This window comes from Tuberibacillus calidus DSM 17572, from assembly GCF_000430685.1.
In the GTDB taxonomy this organism is placed as follows: domain Bacteria; phylum Bacillota; class Bacilli; order Bacillales; family Sporolactobacillaceae; genus Tuberibacillus; species Tuberibacillus calidus.
Window position 1 is genome coordinate 32,583 of record NZ_KE387196.1, and the last position, 17,977, is coordinate 50,559.

17 protein-coding genes and 1 pseudogene are annotated in these 17,977 nt (G+C 42.6%); 1 reads left to right on the forward strand and 17 read right to left on the reverse strand.

Annotated elements, in window-relative coordinates; translation table 11 throughout:
• Positions 1 to 565 precede the first annotated feature (565 nt).
• From cas2 to tnpA, 5 genes are all read right to left on the reverse strand, one after another.
• Positions 566 to 862 (reverse strand): CRISPR-associated endonuclease Cas2, encoded by a 297-nt coding sequence (gene cas2, locus H532_RS0116400; protein WP_027726360.1) that lies wholly within the window; start codon positions 860 to 862, stop codon positions 566 to 568.
• A gap of 76 nt (positions 863 to 938) precedes the next feature.
• Positions 939 to 2,609, reverse strand: coding sequence for a CRISPR-associated endonuclease Cas4/Cas1 (locus H532_RS0116405; protein WP_027726361.1), 1,671 nt, complete (start codon positions 2,607 to 2,609; stop codon positions 939 to 941).
• Positions 2,578 to 5,976 carry a type V CRISPR-associated protein Cas12b gene (gene cas12b, locus H532_RS0116410; RefSeq protein ID WP_027726362.1) on the reverse strand — a complete coding sequence of 1,133 codons (3,399 nt, stop codon included), beginning with the start codon at positions 5,974 to 5,976 and terminating at the stop codon, positions 2,578 to 2,580. Before cas12b ends, H532_RS0116405 begins: the two co-directional genes overlap by 32 nt.
• 268 nt (positions 5,977 to 6,244) lie before the next feature.
• Entirely contained in the window at positions 6,245 to 6,862 is a 618-nt protein-coding gene (locus H532_RS0116415; protein WP_027726363.1) for an RNA-guided endonuclease InsQ/TnpB family protein, read from the reverse strand.
• 11 nt (positions 6,863 to 6,873) lie between these two features.
• Entirely contained in the window at positions 6,874 to 7,272 is a 399-nt protein-coding gene (tnpA, locus tag H532_RS0116420; protein ID WP_027726364.1) for an IS200/IS605 family transposase, read from the reverse strand.
• Positions 7,273 to 7,785: 513 nt separating this feature from the next.
• On the opposite strand from tnpA, the gene cptIN reads away from it, so the two are divergent.
• Positions 7,786 to 8,274 carry a type III toxin-antitoxin system CptIN family toxin gene (gene cptIN, locus H532_RS0116425; protein ID WP_027726365.1) on the forward strand — a complete coding sequence of 163 codons (489 nt, stop codon included), beginning with the start codon at positions 7,786 to 7,788 and terminating at the stop codon, positions 8,272 to 8,274.
• A gap of 309 nt (positions 8,275 to 8,583) precedes the next feature.
• On the opposite strand, the gene H532_RS0116430 is transcribed toward cptIN, so the two are convergent.
• The 12 genes and pseudogenes from H532_RS0116430 to H532_RS0116485 form a co-directional block, all read right to left on the reverse strand.
• The gene (locus H532_RS0116430) at positions 8,584 to 9,411 is read right to left on the reverse strand and encodes a ComEC/Rec2 family competence protein (RefSeq protein WP_027726366.1); all 828 of its coding nucleotides are present in this window, start codon (positions 9,409 to 9,411) and stop codon (positions 8,584 to 8,586) included.
• Positions 9,411 to 9,770: a hypothetical protein gene (locus tag H532_RS0116435; protein ID WP_027726367.1), complete on the reverse strand. Its 360-nt coding sequence runs from the start codon at positions 9,768 to 9,770 to the stop codon at positions 9,411 to 9,413. Before H532_RS0116435 ends, H532_RS0116430 begins: the two co-directional genes overlap by 1 nt.
• A gap of 443 nt (positions 9,771 to 10,213) precedes the next feature.
• Positions 10,214 to 10,327 (reverse strand): annotated as a pseudogene (locus H532_RS20125) (flagellin); the annotation flags it as partial.
• A gap of 350 nt (positions 10,328 to 10,677) precedes the next feature.
• Positions 10,678 to 12,285, reverse strand: coding sequence for a flagellin N-terminal helical domain-containing protein (locus H532_RS0116445; RefSeq protein WP_027726368.1), 1,608 nt, complete (start codon positions 12,283 to 12,285; stop codon positions 10,678 to 10,680).
• 155 nt (positions 12,286 to 12,440) lie between these two features.
• Positions 12,441 to 12,671, reverse strand: a complete 231-nt coding sequence (gene csrA, locus H532_RS0116450) for a carbon storage regulator CsrA (protein WP_027726369.1) — start codon at positions 12,669 to 12,671, stop codon at positions 12,441 to 12,443.
• Positions 12,643 to 13,119 (reverse strand): flagellar assembly protein FliW, encoded by a 477-nt coding sequence (fliW, locus tag H532_RS0116455; RefSeq protein ID WP_027726370.1) that lies wholly within the window; start codon positions 13,117 to 13,119, stop codon positions 12,643 to 12,645. The genes csrA and fliW overlap by 29 nt, the downstream gene beginning before the upstream one ends.
• Before the next feature lie 19 nt (positions 13,120 to 13,138).
• Positions 13,139 to 13,711 (reverse strand): DUF6470 family protein, encoded by a 573-nt coding sequence (locus tag H532_RS0116460; RefSeq protein ID WP_027726371.1) that lies wholly within the window; start codon positions 13,709 to 13,711, stop codon positions 13,139 to 13,141.
• Between the two features lie 93 nt (positions 13,712 to 13,804).
• The gene (gene flgL / locus H532_RS0116465) at positions 13,805 to 14,692 is read right to left on the reverse strand and encodes a flagellar hook-associated protein FlgL (protein WP_027726372.1); all 888 of its coding nucleotides are present in this window, start codon (positions 14,690 to 14,692) and stop codon (positions 13,805 to 13,807) included.
• 19 nt (positions 14,693 to 14,711) lie between these two features.
• Positions 14,712 to 16,211, reverse strand: coding sequence for a flagellar hook-associated protein FlgK (gene flgK / locus H532_RS0116470; RefSeq protein ID WP_027726373.1), 1,500 nt, complete (start codon positions 16,209 to 16,211; stop codon positions 14,712 to 14,714).
• An 18-nt stretch (positions 16,212 to 16,229) separates the two neighbouring features.
• Positions 16,230 to 16,715: a flagellar protein FlgN gene (locus tag H532_RS0116475; RefSeq protein ID WP_027726374.1), complete on the reverse strand. Its 486-nt coding sequence runs from the start codon at positions 16,713 to 16,715 to the stop codon at positions 16,230 to 16,232.
• 2 nt (positions 16,716 to 16,717) lie between these two features.
• Positions 16,718 to 17,032, reverse strand: a complete 315-nt coding sequence (gene flgM, locus H532_RS0116480; RefSeq protein ID WP_027726375.1) for a flagellar biosynthesis anti-sigma factor FlgM — start codon at positions 17,030 to 17,032, stop codon at positions 16,718 to 16,720.
• Positions 17,033 to 17,386: 354 nt separating this feature from the next.
• Positions 17,387 to 17,776 carry a TIGR03826 family flagellar region protein gene (locus H532_RS0116485; protein WP_027726376.1) on the reverse strand — a complete coding sequence of 130 codons (390 nt, stop codon included), beginning with the start codon at positions 17,774 to 17,776 and terminating at the stop codon, positions 17,387 to 17,389.
• Positions 17,777 to 17,977: the final 201 nt, after the last annotated feature.

A 17,977-nucleotide genomic window follows, 5' to 3' on the forward strand; every position in this document is an offset into this window, starting at 1 on the left:
ATAAGGGGTTTTGGGTTAGTATTCGAGCAGGTAATTCTTGAAGGTCAATTTGTGTTTTTAAAAATTGGAATGTAACAGTAGAAAACATGACAAAAACTCCTGCCAAATGACGTTTCGAGCACCTCCCGGTCAAAATGACCTATAGAGGTGCTCGATAACGGTTCAAATGAAGAGAATACAGAATATATCCGGGGGATGAGCTTTCAACTCGTGGCACAAAACCCGGAACAAAGGCGATCCTAGAACGCCTTTTTCTGTTTTTTATTATATAATATGCCCATCGGTTTATACAAGATATTCAAAAAATTAAAGTTAAATTTTTTAACTAAGCTTTTTATGATTTCCGTTTGTTTAAAAATCAATATCACCAATTTAGCTATCACTCAAGTGTCATCTCACTTAAAATTCTTATGGCTACATAAACTGCCCGGTATTCTTCCTATACTGTAATCTTTCGGCTTTTCGATATATCTGTTATGTATTGTCATCATATCCGGTTTTCACTAGCCAACACAGTTAAACGGCTCGCAACGGAACAAGATCTTTTTTGGAGCCCCGATTATTATCAGAATATCAAATTTTTCAAATCAAGTGGTATATAATCTCTGCCAACAGTCGAAATTCTCTTATCAAGTTGGATATCGTTAACCGGTCCAATATGTACAAACATAACTTGGTCATCTTGGTGATGAACAATATCTTCCAAGGCCGCTTTTAATTTTGCCTCTTGAAGCTCACTTAACTGGCAAAGGAATACAGAGTATTGAATGTGTTCCCCATAACCCTTCATGGTTTTATAAACTTTTCTCCAGCGTTTATCATCGGAAATGTCATATGAAACCAAAACATATTTTTTTGGCATACGGAACCCCTTCGTATAAAAGTTTCAATCATTCTTCAAACATTTTGTGATTCATCACCATCGAATAGCCTAGATTTTACCTCGGCATCAGAGGTCGGTATTCGGGCAATTCACCGTCAACGAATCTCGCTAGCATCCTCATATGTAAGTCAAGAATCCGTCGATAACTGATTTTATATCCGAAAATCGGATCCGTAATCGTATCGTGCATGCGCCGTTCATAGATGCCGAAAAAGGTATCGCGTCCGCTTTTCTTAAGCAAGCAGCTGTCTTTTCCAATATAAAAATCTTTAAGCGTAATTTCTCTAGTATTCACGGCCCTAAGCACCACACTGTCAACGATAATGGGTCGGAAAGGTTCCATCATGTCTAAAACAAGTGCCGGGCGTCCGGCTTCAGGGCGATGGTAAAAACCGTACATCGGATCAAGGCCTGAAGAAGCACAAGCTGCATAAATATCACGAACGAGCAAAGTATATCCAAGGGAAAGTAAAGCGTTGACAGGATCCTTAGGCGGGCGACGCTTACGTCCGTTCATGGCAAAATCTATAGGGCTGTCAGTCTTGAGCAAGGAAGGAAACGCCGAAAAATATGCCTTAGCCGCCATCCCCTCAATACCCAGCAATGCATCGAGCGAATCGACATTTTCCACTTTCTCACTCAATCGCTTCAACTCATCTAAAACATTTTGTGTATTCGACGGGAGATTCCTTCGCAGCAACGTGCGTTGATTGCGAATCTTCGCGTACACTATCTTTTTTGCCAAACTTAACGAATATTCTTGGTTAGTAAACTTAAGAAATTGTTTCCTACGCGTAAAAATATTTTTCGAAACCAGCGGTGAAGTCATGCCAATTAACGTACCGTGAGTGGTTAAATGACTAACCGTAATGTTGGAAAACATTAACGTCTGAAGTAATTGCTCTGAACATTGGACATTTCCGAATAAAGAAACATGAACGAGATCTTTAATTGGAATGCCCTTTTTCGAGCCGTCGGGTAACTGTATGATCAATTCTTCACCAGATTTCCCAAGACGGGCTCCCGGTTCGGATACATATAAAACACCGCCATCAATGCGTTGGGGGACAATTTTACGTACATTGGAACTCGTCCCTTGCAAGTAATTTGTTTCATCAGGCAGGCAAATATAATTTAATGAACAACGAAAGCATTTCTGTGAATCTAATAGCGGTTTAGGCATCTTTTCCGGTATTTGGGTAAGTTCGTGTGCCCGATTGATGCACTCCAATGTTGCGGCAACCAACGCTTCGGAAAACAGAATTTTAACCTTCTTTCGATTCCCCCTATAAAAAAGATACCCGTATGTGCACGGGTATCCGTTTGCACGCAATAATAGTCCTTGGGCGCATAATTGAATTTGGTCATTTGGCCAGGCGGAGCCGTCCAGTTCGTATTCCTTAAAATGAAAGGTATTTGACCCGTCCGGAGCATGACTATGTTTGGCCTCAACCGGTACCCATTGCCCATCTTCATGTTTAATCGTATCTAAGACACCCGTAATCTTATATTGTTCATCCCCCAAGCGTAGGCTTAAGGGGGCTTGGCCCCAGAGTTCATCCGGGGCCATTTGACCAGGGCGTCGCCTTTTTTCAGCGCGTTCGTGTTGGGCTTTACCTTCGACCGTATCGGCACTTTCTTCAAATAATCCTTGTACATGCATGAGATGAAAGAGGCGTTCACAATATTGAATCTCATTCAACATTCGTATTGGAATCGGTTCCATTAAACAATCCTCTCCTGGAACTCCCCCCGTCGAATAACCGTCGTTCAGCCAATTTTCTTTTTAGCAAATGCTCCAATGTCCCAAAATAACGCCCGCCGGTATACCAGCGGTCTTTTGGAAAGACATATCCGCTTGGGTCACGGAATAATGTTTTCCTGTTACCTTTTAGCTCATCGGCCATAACGGAAGCTTCCTGCAAAATCTCTGAAACTAATTCCTTATCATCCGATTGGGAGGAGGTTTTTTTACCTTTTATTTTTTCCCCCTTCACCCATTTATATACATCGTTTTCTTGTTTGAATGGTTGTAAATAACCAATGCCGAACAAGTTTTCCATTTTTTCTTTTTGATCTTTATCTGACGGAACGAGGACAACCGCGTCTTTTATTTCCCGACTTTCACAACGGATCCTATAGAGGCCGTGGGTGCGTGTCCAAAAACGTTTTTGTAAATTTTGTGCAGCATTGATATCAGCATGGGTGATGACAAGTTCACCCCGTTCGTCTAAAGTGGCAAATTTATCACCGCCTTGATCACGGATGAGGTCACCAGGCTCCAATCGCCGTGCGTCGTCGGGTTCAATAATGTTATTTTCAACAAGACTGTCCAAAAACTTTTGATTTCTTACCTTTTGACCACCTTCTGTAATATACAGCTCGTGCTCCTTCACCACGCGGCAACGTATGCCCGGCGCTCCGGATTTGGCATGAAAGCGCGAGCTATATTGGGCACCGACTTCTCCCACTAAAAGTCCGTACAATCCACCAATTTGGGCGACTTGTTTCGGAATTTCCCGCCGCGACCAACGCATCAGGTTGCGATTTTCAAGGCGCGAACGTTCGTCATAAAAGGCATATCGGGATAAATCTTCAAATAAGACTAATTGACAAGCCGGATGTTTTGCGATCCATTTCTTCCGTTTTCCATCGTAGCGATAACCAAGAGCCGTCATCACGATTTGATTAGCCAGTTTTTTGATGCGATCGTCTTTCAGATGGTTCAAATGGTTTTGCTGATCAATGGCAAACCGCTCACCGGGTTGCAGCTGCTTCACTTCACCTGGATTTTCCGGTCGCATTGACCAACGGAACAATAACCTCCGTGTTTTTTCAATATCCTCTATGTTTTTTAGAGAGATACCGTAGACGCCTTGACGACCTTGGCTAATTGATTGACGCCATTTCGAAATTTCCTTTCCCAATTGTTCTTCTAACTTGCGATGAATGCTTTTAAGTTGGTCCACCCATACCGAGTGCGGACTGTACAACACTTTACTTATCATTTCAAATTCCTGAACATAGACCGGATTCTCTTCTTCCCGTTCCCTGTCCTTGATCCAACGATTGACGCGTTTTTCTCTTTCATCGGTTTTTTCAAGCTTTTGCATGTTCAACACATTTTTCAAGAATTTGAGTTTCCGGCTTAAGTCACGGATGGCTTGGTCACGCTTTTGCTGTTCCAACATTCTTCTTTCTGTCCGTTTTTCTCCCGGGAGTTTTATGTTAAAACTCGTCCGATGAACGGCAAATAAATCCGTGTCCTTAACCGGATAGAATAACTTGTTATCATCCGGTTTCTCTGAGACGACTTCGAAAATGGAAATGGCGGCCGCTTGCCGTTGTCCGAGATCCACGCTCATGACCCGCAGCCCGGTTGGAAGTGACTCAACACCTAGAGTGAGCGTATTTTTTTCGCTTTCTTTAATATGCTCGGTGAGCTCCTTTGGTTTAAAATTGACGACTTTCGGATAACCATCAACATATACTTTCAAGGCTTTCCCAACGGATGTCTGTAGGTTCCCGGAACGCGAAAATGGCTGCATTGGTTCGATATTCAGCGTCACGTTTAAGAAAATGCGCCCGACATTTCCAGCTTTTACGCCCTGCCTCCGCAAGAGATGTTCACGATCAAACTGTATACGCGCCCCGCCAAGTGTCCCCTTTAATTCATAATTGATCCCTTTATGATAGTAAGAAAAGTTGTGTTTTCCTTTTCCCGTATCTTCTGAAGAAAATTTGATTTGATCATCAAATTGCTGGGAAGGAGCGAGGGGCACCGTTACATCTTCCTGTTCTTCATAGTGACCATCTGCATTTAGGCAAATGAGGCGATCGAATTGCACTACTTTTTCCTTCTCATTCATAATTAGGCGGTACTTGTTCAAGTTCGTGCCGCTTCGTTCTTCATAACGCACCCATAAAGGATGTCGGATGGGATCGCATAATGTAAAGGTAGCTTGTTTTTTGGCGGTTTTCATGCGTTGTTCGGCATGTCGATATTTGACATAGAGCGGCAAAAATTCGGGATATTCTCGCCAGGCAGCTTGATTTTCGGGACGGCTGAGCAATTCAAAGAGCTTAAAATCACCGCTTTCACGCGGATGACGTCTCTGGTAGTCTTTTACGACGTCTAAATAGTTGCCTTGGGGTGCGCTAGGGTCAAGCTTCATCCATTTTTTTACGATTTCCGTCCAGCCGCGAATCGCCCTGTTGCCGATTCGGTAAGTGCTGTTACTGAAAGTGATTTCGCGCAAATGGGCTTCATACGCTTTTTCCACACGTTCCATTATCTCAAAAGCCTTAGTGCTTATTCCCTTCAATTCTTTTTGTAATGATTCATAAATTGATACGGTTTTCTCGTAATCTTCAGCCACCTTCTCGTTCCAACTTTCCCATGAGAGGAATCTTTCAATGGCTTGATTAAACATATCCTTATCAAATTTGCGAACACTTTGGTTTTTAGATTTCGGCATCCACTTGACGGAAATGACGGCTTTGTGGTCATTTTCGGTAAATGGACGAAACAGCGGAATCAAACCGAATGACTGTAGAGCGGCTAATATTTTTAGTTTCGGGTCCTCTTGCCGTTCTTTTTCCCATTTTTCATATGCATCTTTCCAAGACGGGTCTCCTGCTTCCTTTAACTTCTTCCAACGCGGTTTTCGACCCGAATTAGCCGTCCCCTTGCCACTTTGACTAGCCGGGTCCGTTAAGGGGTATAAGTACTTGTTAGAAATTTGGTTCGCTTCCCCACTCTTACCGACGGCGCTGGGAACAAGCTCTTCATACAGAGCGCGCAGCGTTTCTAACACCTCATCTTTGGAAACCTCGCCGTGAAACCCATTCTTTTGTTGCGTTTCGCGAACTTTCATCCATAATCGCTCTTGGATTTCTTCTTTCTTTAACACAACGGGGTGGTCCGGATCCTCATCATTGTGCATATAGAGATCCTTTTGCCGAAAAAGTGACAAGAGATCCATGTAATAAGCCACCCCAAAGTTAAACAATTCATGCGTCTTCCATAGCGAAAGCCGCAGCTGCGGGTTATTTTTTGTTTTCATTTTAAGGATGAAGCTTTTTGTGGCCATTCGAATCAGCTCCTTCAAATGTATATTCATTGTGGCTTTGGGTAAATGTATGTATGTATCAGTAAGTCTTACCACTTTTACAAGACGATATTAATTTAGAGGTATTTATTATCGCAGTATTGGCCATCCTAGTCTTAGCTTTTCTTTCTTAGTGAACTACCCACCACTTCAACCTTACGGTTTGATTGAAGTCGGGGCTTCTCGGGTAATCCCGTCTCATGACAGGAAATGAACCGAGCGAACCCTCCCGTTCCAGGAGTTGATGTTTTTAGGCTAACGTCAATAAACGTAATCCTTCATTTTTGATATTGATCGCTGAATTGTGGTCTCTGTCCAATACTAGACCACAGGAACATTTATACACACGTTCAGATAACGGCATATCTTGTTCTTTACCGCAACAAGAACACTTTTTAGTCGAAGGAAACCATTTATCTATTTTGATAAGTTGTTTTCCTTGCTCTTTTAGTTTGTACTCTAGGAAAGTCGTAAACATGCCCCAACCGTTATCATGAACACTTTTCCCAAAATGGAGGGCTTGGGACATTCCTTGCATGTTCAAGTCCTCAATTTTGAACTTAGGAAATTCCGCACGGCCTTCGAAGAAGTTTTTATAAGCCTTTTGCAGGTTGATTTGGGCATTTGCTAAAGCAAGGGAATCCACTTCTTTAAGGAATGAGAATTCTTTTTTGTATTTGGCTGGTGTAGGAAACTTTTGTTTTTTAAGTATTTCTTTGTTATCTTTGAATTTTTCATAGGTTTCTTTGCGTTCAGCCAGCATTTTATTGTAAACAAACCGAACACAGCCAAAGGTTTTGGCGAATTGTTTTTCCTGTTCATTATTTGGATATAAACGGAATTTGAAAGCTTTGTTTTGCTTGGTCATATCCAATCACCTCACTTCTGACCTTGATTTTCAATGTATTTTCTTATGATATCTATTGGTGCTCCACCAGTTGTAAGCAGGCAAAAACTTCTTGACCAAAACATCTCTTTCCAAAGTTTATTTCGGATATGAGGAAAGTTTTTCTTGATTAGTCGAGAACTTGCACTTTTATAAGCATTGATGAACTTCGATAATTCTGAATTAGGGTGTGCTTTGAAAAGAATATGGACATGATCTTTATCGTGATTCCATTCTATCAAAGTGATGTTATATCCGTTTCCAATCTCAATAAACATATCTTTTGCAAAATCAGATATTTCATCGGTGAATACCTCTCTGCGGTACTTCACGACTATTACAAGATGGTAATGTAATAAGAACACTGAATGATTATTACTGTCCAATTTCATTGATATATCAATCCTTTTATTTATCTAAGACTGATTTTATCGAAACCTTTGGCTAAAGCCAACCGAAATTCATCTCCCGCCTACTCACTGGGCTGTCGCCCTTTACGTTCCTTGAGGTGGGAGACTTCTTTCGGAAATTCTGTTAAAAAAACGTAATAAACTAATTTAATATTTCGACAAAAATATCGTATTTCCTTTTTTTAACTTAAAAAGGAATAGCCCATAAAATTTTATGAATTTTTTCTGTGAAAAAAGATAAACTACAGATGTAACTATTTGTTACAGCATCCAAAAAAATTTTTTAAAACCCATTGTTTTTTAAAATGTGGTGCTGTAAAATTTAGTTACAAATGATCAAATGTCTGTCGCTCCTCGATATGCGACTCATAAATGGTCGAGTTCAAATGTCTGTCGCTCCTCGATATGCGACTCATAAATGGTCGAGTTCAAATGCTTCGAGAGGCTCTATCCGAATTGGGTAGAGCCTTATTTTGTAAGGGGTTAGTGAGAAAAATGAAAATGGGGAATTTTTATTTCATTAATGATGATTATTTTATCGATTTTCCGGACAATAAACTGATGGCAAATAGAGAAACAAGTTCAGGAACAGTCCATGATCGCCCCTGTTTTTATGCAATATATGAAGAAAAAACATCCATCTATTGGCTTATTCCCATATCATCGCAAATTGAAAAATTTAAATCCATATATCAGAAAAAAATTCAACGTTACGGTATATGTGACACAATTGTTTTCGGAAAAGTTCTAGGACACGAGAAAGCATTTTTGATTCAGAATATGTGCCCTATCATTCCCCGTTATATAAAAAACGAATATATTGATTCTAAGTCAGGCTTACCTGTTAAAATTGAAGGTGTTTTTGAAAGGAAAATTGTTAAAAAGGCGAAAAAAGTTCTTGCGCTTCAGCGAAAAGGAGTAAAATTAATTTTCCCAGATGTTCTGAAAATAGAACAAGAACTCATCAAATTAATCACTGTGTAATTTCGGTTAAGGATTACTGAGTATATTTACCCCGAGTATTCATTGAATTTCGTTGTTTCTAATAAATGAAATTCTATCGCAATAATTTAGAAATCGGCATTATTTCTAGATTTAACATTCTTATTTTTATCATTGAATTCATACTGAAAATTTCTTAAGACTTTAGCTTCTATAGCGTACTTTACTTTACGTGGATGATCAGAGGAAGTTTCAGCAAGAATGTTGCAGTGGAACGATATCATGGTAGAAGTTAAACTATGTTCTCAAACGTATTAGGTGTGTCCTTGAATAACTCATAACAGAGGACTTTTAAATAATAAAAAATTTACTTCCTGTTCCATTTGTTTCAATGATTGTGTTAGAGTCTTTTAATAAACTATTTGCAGTTGTAATATGGCTTTGAAATGGGTGACCATATCGATTACGTTTGTGATAAGAAATAATGATATCACTGAAATTAACCGTTTCCCAATCATCTTTCTTAAATTTCCCGGCATAGCCTCCATGATGTGGCAAGATAAAAATATATGGTTTGTTTTTATTGCTGTGATTTACAACATACGAATAAAGCTTTTCATATTTTTGATCACCGGTAAATAAGACATTATTATTTTCGGTTTCAAAATGCATTACAATACTATTTAGGTTTTTGGATGGTGTTTTGGTTGAACGATAAATTTTTAAACGTCCTAAGCAATATTGTTCTAGATTAAGCTCTATTTCTTTATTATGGCGGTTCCTTTTATTGGTAAATTCAATAGGATAAAAGGGAATTCCTGCACTGCTCAATATATTTATGACACGATTCACTGTTGCTGTTTTATGCTCATTTGATGGTGCGAAGAAGGCCCTTATTTGTTCGAGTTGCTGTGTACCCTCCAATTGTAAAATTGAATGATAATGATCAATATCCCAGTGACTAAGAAATATATATATTTCATCATCTGGTTCAATATTAACATTGTTAATTATTTGCTGAACTCTTAAATTCCCCCACCCCATTTGAGCACCAATATCAAAAAAGATTCTTGTATCTCCAAATTGGATTTCATTCCAATTTCCATGTCCCACATCATGTACAGTAATACGAAATGGTCCAGAATAATTATTTATTCTGTGTATAAGGTTGTCTAACATTATCTTTTGTCCCCCAGATCAACTTTATATTGGATAAAATCCCATTCACTTTCACCTTTGTAAAATCCATAGAGTCTAATGATTAGAGAAGGTCCATCCGGCCAATCTCTGCCTCTAAAACTTTCTTCACTTTGAAACATGAACTCATTCCAAAAATAGTCTGGTAAGTCGTACCAAAAACCTTCACGAGGTCCTCTATACTTCACTCTTTTTAATCCTTTTAATACGATTAAACTTCGAGGATCATTTTTATCCCACTCTTCATCCAATTTCAAGTTCCAGAGCTTCTCCAAATCTTTTAAATCATGTACATCAAATATAGCTAAGTCCTCATGTTTGGCTTCACAATAAAAAAGCATGTATTACACCTCACAAAGCAAAAGAAAAGGACTCTCGTAAGATTAAGAGTCCCTTTCTCAAAAATCACTTGATTATTAACGCAAGAGTTGAAGAACGCCTTGCGGCAATTGATTGGCTTGCTTCGCCACCGATTCTTTCGAGATCGGAACAGACTATATCTTCACCCATATGACAATGGGGCCGGGCACTTCGAGCGTTTTTTTCCGCCCTACGGATTTCATCACCATAGCTATCAGCTTTAGGTGGTTTATCCTAGTCGTTGGACCTTCTCCAGACTTTCATCACAGGAGCTTGGCTGCTGATTGTCCAATCCCTTTATTTTTCAAGCGGTTACGTCTGCCGTTTCCGGCTCCGTTGTCGCATAAAGGGCTCTAAGGATTTTCCAGCAATTCACCCGGTCATGATCCGGCCGGTTACCCCGCCGGACGCCCTGCAAATAATCCTACTTAAGAAGTTGCAAAACTCCTTGTGGAAGACTATTTGCTTGAGCCAACATTGCTTGTGCTGCTTGGTTAAGGATATTGTTCTTAGTGAACTCTGCCATTTCTTTGGCCATCGTGCCACAATCACTTTCATGATTGACAAGACCATATCTTCACCCTCAGCTTAACCTGTTAGGGGTCGGGCACTTCGGATCGGAAAGCTTCAGAGTTTAAGCTTTTTTCACCTACGGATTTCATCGCCATGGCTATCTGCTTTAGGCGGTATATCCTGGTCGTTGAACCTTCTCCAGACTTTCGTCACAGGAGCTTGGCTGCTGATTGCCCAATCCTTTCATTTTTCCAAACGCTCGCACTTGCCGTTTCCGGCTATGCTGTCGTATGAAAGGCTCTAAGGGTTTTCCAGCAATTCACCCGATCATAATCTCTGACCGTTACCAGTCAGGACGACTGTGCTTGTCACCGCTTAGGCGGCTAAAGCATAATCAACGTCACGAATACGAGATTCCGCAGCGGTTAAGTTCTGTGAAGCTGTACCCAAGTTGTTGATCGTGTGTTCCAGACGGTTTTGAACAGCACCAAGTTTTGCACGTTCACTTGATACCTTTTCAATAGCACTATCAAGTACATCAATAGCTGCTGAAGCACGATCTTTAGTAGAGATATTTAAAGCTGCTTCAGTTTTAATGTCATTTGTGCCATTTGTTACACTATTAGATGATGTAAACCCTTGTTGACCTGCGTTACCTGTGATGCCAAGAGCAGCAGCACGCATGTCATCAATTGTCAATGACATTGATTGACCAGTATTTGCACCAATTTGGAAGCTTGTAGAAAATCCAGAGCCTTGTGCACCTGGTCCTACAACTTGTTGAACATTTTTTACAGTTTCAGAGCCAGAAAAGCCTAACTGTCCTACTAGTGGTGTATTTGCTCCATCAGCAATTACTATATCTTTACCAGTTTCAGATATAAATTGAACTTTGTTATCTGCAGATAGTGATGCAGTTACTTTATCACTTAATCCTGCATCTTGTAATGCAGCATTTAAATCTTTAACTAAATCTTCCATAGCTGCTTGAGCTACATTTGGATCAGCATTTTTTGTATCGTATGTCTTAGCATTTTTTAATGTTACTGTAACTGCGCTCTCAGAGCCAACTTGTACAGTAAAAGTAGAATTAGCTGCAATTGTTGGGTTAGACTCTACTGAATCAAGTCCTTTACTTGCTTCAATACCATGACGTTCCATGGTTGTTGGTGTGCCATGAACTTCGCCTACTGCATTTAATGTTTCAGCATTTGCATAACCTAACATTTTCGCTGCGCTGTCGTCATTTACTGAAAGTTGGATTGAGCTGGTTGCCCCTTCAGACTTAGCAGTAAATTTAACTGCCCCACCATCATTTTCAATCTTAACAACATCTGATAATTTTACTCCACCAGCAGTGACATTATTAAGTTCATTTATAAAATTATCAATATTTTTCTCATTCTTAGTCCAAGATTGATTTAATACATTAGATATATCAAATGTGGTACCGTCTACTTTAATAGTGCCAGTTGCCTTAGTAATATCAGCAGCTTCCCAATGAGTTCCACCATTTACAACAGCACTTGTTGCAGCTGTAATTTTAGCACCATCAGTTGACCCAATCCCACCATTTAATAACTTCTGAGTATTGAATTCAGTAGTATTACCGATACGGTTAATTTCTGAAGTCAATTGATTCAACTCGTCTTGAAGAGCTTGACGATCTGAATCAGTGGTTGTACCGTTAGAAGCCTGAACAGCTAATTCACGCATACGTTGTAGAATGCTGTGAGTTTCGTTCAAAGCGCCTTCAGCGGTTTGGATCAAGCTGATGCCATCTTGGGCGTTCTTTTGCGCCATGTCGAGGCCGCGAATTTGGCCGCGCATTTTTTCGGAAATGGCAAGGCCTGCAGCGTCATCGGCAGCGCTGTTAATGCGGAGACCGGATGACAGTTTTTCCAATGCTTTTTGCGTGTTGGTGGCGTTGACGCTGAGTTGGCGGATCGTGTTCAACGCCGCAATGTTGTGGTTGATAATCATTGCTTTTTTCCTCCTTGAACATAAATTGATTCCCACATCCATGTGGTGCGTTTTCCGGAGCCGGCCGGTCATCCGGAAAACCGGTTACACCATTTATATCGGCTTATTTTTTTTGTGTTTAATAGTTTTTTACAAAAAAATAGGGTCTAATCACCCTATTTTTTGAAATCTTTCAGTTGGTCGAGTGCCGCGAAAGATATCGGTTGCTGAGCGGCATCACTATTGGCTTTTTGGATAGCTAGGTAAACTTCTTTCCGGTGGATGTCGACATCTCTTGGCGCTTTGATGCCGATTTTGACTTGCTCGCCATCAATGGAGAGGATTTCGATCTCGATGTTATCACCGATGATGAGGGATTCATTTTTCTTGCGCGTGAGAACGAGCATGTGGAATCCCTCCTTTTTCGTCCGTTTTTCCGAATAACGGTTCCGTCACCGTATAAATGGTTTTCTCCAAAACGACTTGTTTGCCAAGCTGCTTGGCGTGATTGACGAGCACCGGGGCAGCCAAATTGGCGGTCGATGCTTGAAACGGTTCTTTTATGGTCAAAATGACATAGACCGTCGCGTCGCTGGCCGATGCAAACGCCAATTGCTCAACCGTTTGTTCATTGATGTCAATGCTGTAATCCGGAAAAAAGAGAAACGGGGACGTCGTGATGAAGGCTAGACCTGGGGTCATGACTGATTGCATGACCGTAAACGGGGAATCTTCCGTCAACGGAAGAAAAATAAAGGCCTTTTCTTCGGGGAAACCGGGAATGCCATGCGAAAAACGAATCACATCGCTTTCCGTTATGTCCATTTTTCCAAAATATTTGGTGGCGATCTTCATGGTGGTCACTCCGTTTCGGTTAAACTCGCCGATCGACTTGGCCGCCGACGACTTGTATTGTCAAAGAAGGATATTGTTCCATATAGATATTGACCTTGCCCGGATGGTAAGTCATCTCGGGGGCGTGCGTCGTGGATTGAATGATCGGCGCATGCGTCTGCCAAAGGATATTCAAAAGCGCGGGATCAGCGCTGATTTTCACGGCCAGAAACGGCGGCGTGTGGCCGGTGTCAAAGCTCATTGTGATGAGGCTGTCACGCTTCGCCTGTTCAGCGATCGGATTGCCGCCTGCTTCAATCGCCATCAGCTCATTGCCTTCATCGACGCGCCGGGCAATGCCGTCGATCACCGCTTGCCTGCCGGCTTCAGCGGCTTCGCGAATGCGGACAAACGCCGATTTTAAATTCAGGTTATTCCAAGCTTCCTTCTGGTCAATATGAATTTGTGCCGGTGTTCGTTCAATCTGCATCTCAGCTTTCGGCTGCTCGATGGACAAATCGGCTTTGGCAGTTTGTATCTCTAATTGCGCGTTTCGGGTGGACAGACCGATCCGGCCGAACACCGAATGCATCTCCAAGTGTGGCATCTGCATGAGGCACTCCCCCCTTTTACTTATAACCTTCGCGTAAGAACATCCTAGTTTCTTAACATAAGGAAAAAGCGGTCCACCCGAGAGACCGCTTTTTTAACTTAAAAAGTCAACGAGTGTCGGTTGAATGATTTTCGAGCCGACGGCAAGCGCCGCGCGCTGCACGCTGAGTTGCGTCTGGTAGTCAACGAGGACTTGTTCAAATTGGGCGTCTTCGTTATTCGCCATCATCGTTTCGGCGATTTGCTTTTGCGCACCGATGCGGTTGTCGATCATGTCGACGCGGTTCATGCGGGCACCGAGTTCCGCCCGGGCGCCGACGACCTCATCAATATGCTGATCGATTTTATCTAAGAACGATCCAATTTGCTTCCCGTCGGATGGCGTCGTGGTCAATGCTGATTCCAAATCCTGAATGTCGGCGAATAGCGATGGCGGGAAAGCATCATTCGGGTTGACATTGACTGGGATTTTAATGCCATTGTTCACTTCAATCTGTACCGCATTCGCGTTATATGCGGTCGTCACATTGCCCGAGGCATCGATGGCAACCGGAGGAGTGGATGTGTTCGTGCCGTTAAAAATGTATTTGCCGGCTACTTTTGTATTGACGATGTTTACGAGCTGTTCTTTTAACTGACTGACTTCCTTTTGGATGTCTTTTCTTTGATCGTCCGTATACGTGTCATTGCTCGCTTCGACGGTCAGCTCGCGAATGCGTTGCAGGACGCTGTTGGCTTGATCTAGCGCCGATTCGGAGTTATCCGTCCAGTTATGCACTTCATCCATGTTGCGGCTGTATTGATTGATTTGGGCCACTTCGGTTCGGTAGGCGATGCCTAGCGAGGCAATGACCGGGTCTTGCGATGGTTTCGTAATCTTTTTTCCCGTGACAAGTTGTTGTTGTAAATCATAAAGTCGGCTGTTGGTATTGTTCAGTTGCCTTAGTAGATCTCTTGATATCATGCCTTGCGTCACCCGCATCATGACTCACTCCTTTCTCTTATTGTCCGAGCCGGATGATCGTATCTAGCATTTCATTAATAATACTCGTCATGCGCGCTGCTGCACTGTAAGTATGTTGAAATTGGATGAGGTTTGTCATTTCCTCATCGATCGAGACGCCGCTGATGGATTGCCGGCGTTGTTCGGCAGTGTCTTGCAGCGTTTGACTGTTCGTTTTCATGCGATTCGCTGACTGGGCATTGACACCCATTTCCCCGATCGTACTTTCCAAAAAGCTTTTGAGTGTTCCTTTATATGTGTCACCGTTTTTCATTGCAAAAGTCATGGACGTATTGTCTAAAACATCCGCCAGCGCTTGCGCATTGGTATTATCGCCGGAGCCCATGCCTTTGCCGGCTGCAGCGATATTGTTCACCGAATCCATAATGTCTTGGCTGACGCTGATTAAGCTTGCGGCATTATCTGCACTGGCTAACGGCGTGAAAAAGTCGATACCCGTCGGAATGGTTCCTGTGCCATCCGGATCAATGCCATCGCCTTGTTCGTGGACTTTATTAAACTCTGTGACCAATTGATAAGCCATTTGATTTAAGCGGTCAAGCATGTTCGGGTAATCGACGGTATAGCTTTCCATCAAGCCTTGGATATTCCCGCCGGTTTCTGTGACGATCTTCCCATCAATGGTTAAAGAGGGACTTGTCCCGCTGAAATCTACTTTCATAGGGTTGACTCGTAAATTTTTCCCGTCAACGAGTGTAAAAACACTTGACACACCCGCATCATTTCGAGCGATCAATTGAATGGTGTATGTACCTGCTGCCGTCGCCGGTGCATTGCCGCCGGTTTTCTCCTGAATCACCTTGACATTGACATATTGGGAAAGCTCATCGACTAACTGATCCCGTTTGTCATAGAGGTCATTCGGGGAATAACCGTTTGGCTCGACTTCCGCGATTTGCTTATTGATATCATTGATTTGCCTGATCAGGCCATTCACTTTATCGATGTTCACACCGATTTCCGTTTTTAAATTATCTTGAACTTTGGCTAACGAACTCGACAAATAATGAAAGGTTTCCGCGACGGCGATGCCGCGTTGACGGACGACGGAGCGTGCGCCGGAATTATTATCCGGATTGCTCGCAAGATCTTGGAGCGATTGCCAAAATTGGTCGATAACCGTTGATAAGCTTTGGTCGGTCGGCTCGTTCATGATATCTTCCATTTGGCTTAACGCATCGCTTCTCGCCGACCAGTAGCCGGTTTTCGTCATTTCCTGACGCACCTGGGTGTCGACAAAGCTGTCGCGAATCCGCTCAATCGTGCTCGCTTGCACGCCGGTGCCGATTTGCCCTGGGATTTGCGGGCGGTTGAAACCGACCGAAGGATACGGCAGCGTCGTCTCCAAATTAACGCGTTGCCGCGAATAACCGTCCGTTCCGGCGTTGGCGATATTATGTCCGGTCGTCTGTATCGATAATTGCGATGTAAAAAGCGCTCTTCGCATTGTCTCCAAACTCGTAAATGTCGATGTCATACGGGAACCTCCTAAGACTTAAGCGCGACTGTCAAAACGCGTAGCTCTCGGCTCACCCGGCAATTTTTGTTGCGCTTTTGGATTGGTGTAATTCGGGTTTTGCGGTTTCGGATTGAATAAATTCACATTCACGCGCACCCACTCGAGGGACTGTTTTAATAAGTCTTGATTTAGGTCATTTTGGTGTTTGAGATCAAAAACGTTTTCCGCAAGCCGAGCCTGCAAGTGTTGCAGCTTTTCACGTTCGCTTTCCGGCGCCTGCTCAATCAGTTCGGTGAAGGTGGTGCCGCCGCCCGTGTCTTTTGTGAAATCTTGGACAAGTCGCACGCGTTCATCTTCCAACTGCGCGAGCTTTTGGGTGGCGGCTTCCTCTTGATTCACAATGTGATCAAGGGTTTTCATATCGCCTTGAATAATCGCTTGCGTTTTCTTCCGTGCCAGCTCATTTAATGTACCGTGGATGTCGATCATTTCTTCAATTTTCGTTACGATCGCGTCGATCACGGCTACTCACGTCCTCCGACTTTTTTCCAAAAAGTGATCATTTTTTCTGCGACAGCCTTGTGGTTGATCTGATATTGGCCGGCTTCAATTTGGGTTTTGACGGCATTCACTTTCTCAGCTCGGGCAACCGCAGCTTGGCGAGTGGATGCTGGTCCCACTTGTCCAGGAGCAGTGCCTTGCATCTGGAGCGCTTCATGGGATATGTCCACCACATCGTGCTTGTGGTTCTTTTCAGAAGCGGCCGGCTCCGGACGCTGCCGGAGTTGATTTTTATAGGAATTAATCGGATGGAAGCCTTGCGTTTGGTTGATTTTCATCCGTTTCACCTCTTTTAGGAATTTAATCGTACGAAGATGATTGATTTAAATCGGCGTCAGGAGGCTTTCGCCGTGATGTTTATATTCAGCATGTGTCTTATGCCGTTTTATGAGTAAAAGGTGTTAGGTTTTAGGTGGCGGTGACCGATGGCTCACCTTTTGGGATGCATTGATTTTGCAGTCCAATTCGGTCGAAACTACGCTTGATTGGGTCTCAAAAATCTAAGGCCCAACGGCTACATCTATATCTCTTTTAGGAACATCCCATTTCTGGATCGAAATTTGCTCGTACTCAACAAATACACTATCCATTATATCGACATTTCCCCACAGATGTTTAATGGATCATATCATTTAACGCATATGATAAGTTTTCGTTCTAAATTTATCCTGATCTTCTTCATCGCTCAGTGCAGCGATTTCTTTTTTCAACTGATTGGCGCAGGCGTCGCAAAGCATCCCGCTCTGAATCATCGCACCGCAGCTCTGACACGGGTAAGCGAGATTGACAAAATCCTTCACCTTTAACCGTCCTTCCCGCACCCATTGAAAAATCAGTTTTTCCTCAACACCCGTTGCCTCGTGAACTTGATACACCGTGGCTTCCCGGTTTTTTTGCTGGCGAATATAGTGCCAAACCGTCTCGAATTTCTGTTCGTTTTCGCGGTAGCAGGTCGGGCAAATGGCTCGTGCAACTTTTACAAACACTTTGCCGCATTGCTCGCAGTTCGCTAATTCAGCCACATTGATAACCTCCATTCCATGACCGGCCCAGTTGTCGTTCTTGGCAACCCAACACGATGGTCTTCCCATCTTCAAAAAGTACCGGCCTGTTTTATCTATTGAGCATACATTCATTTAATGGACGACGCTTCTAGCAAAAAACCTTTCCGTTTTTTCTCAGTTCTTGATTCCTTGTTTCCATCCCAATTCTAATTAAAATAT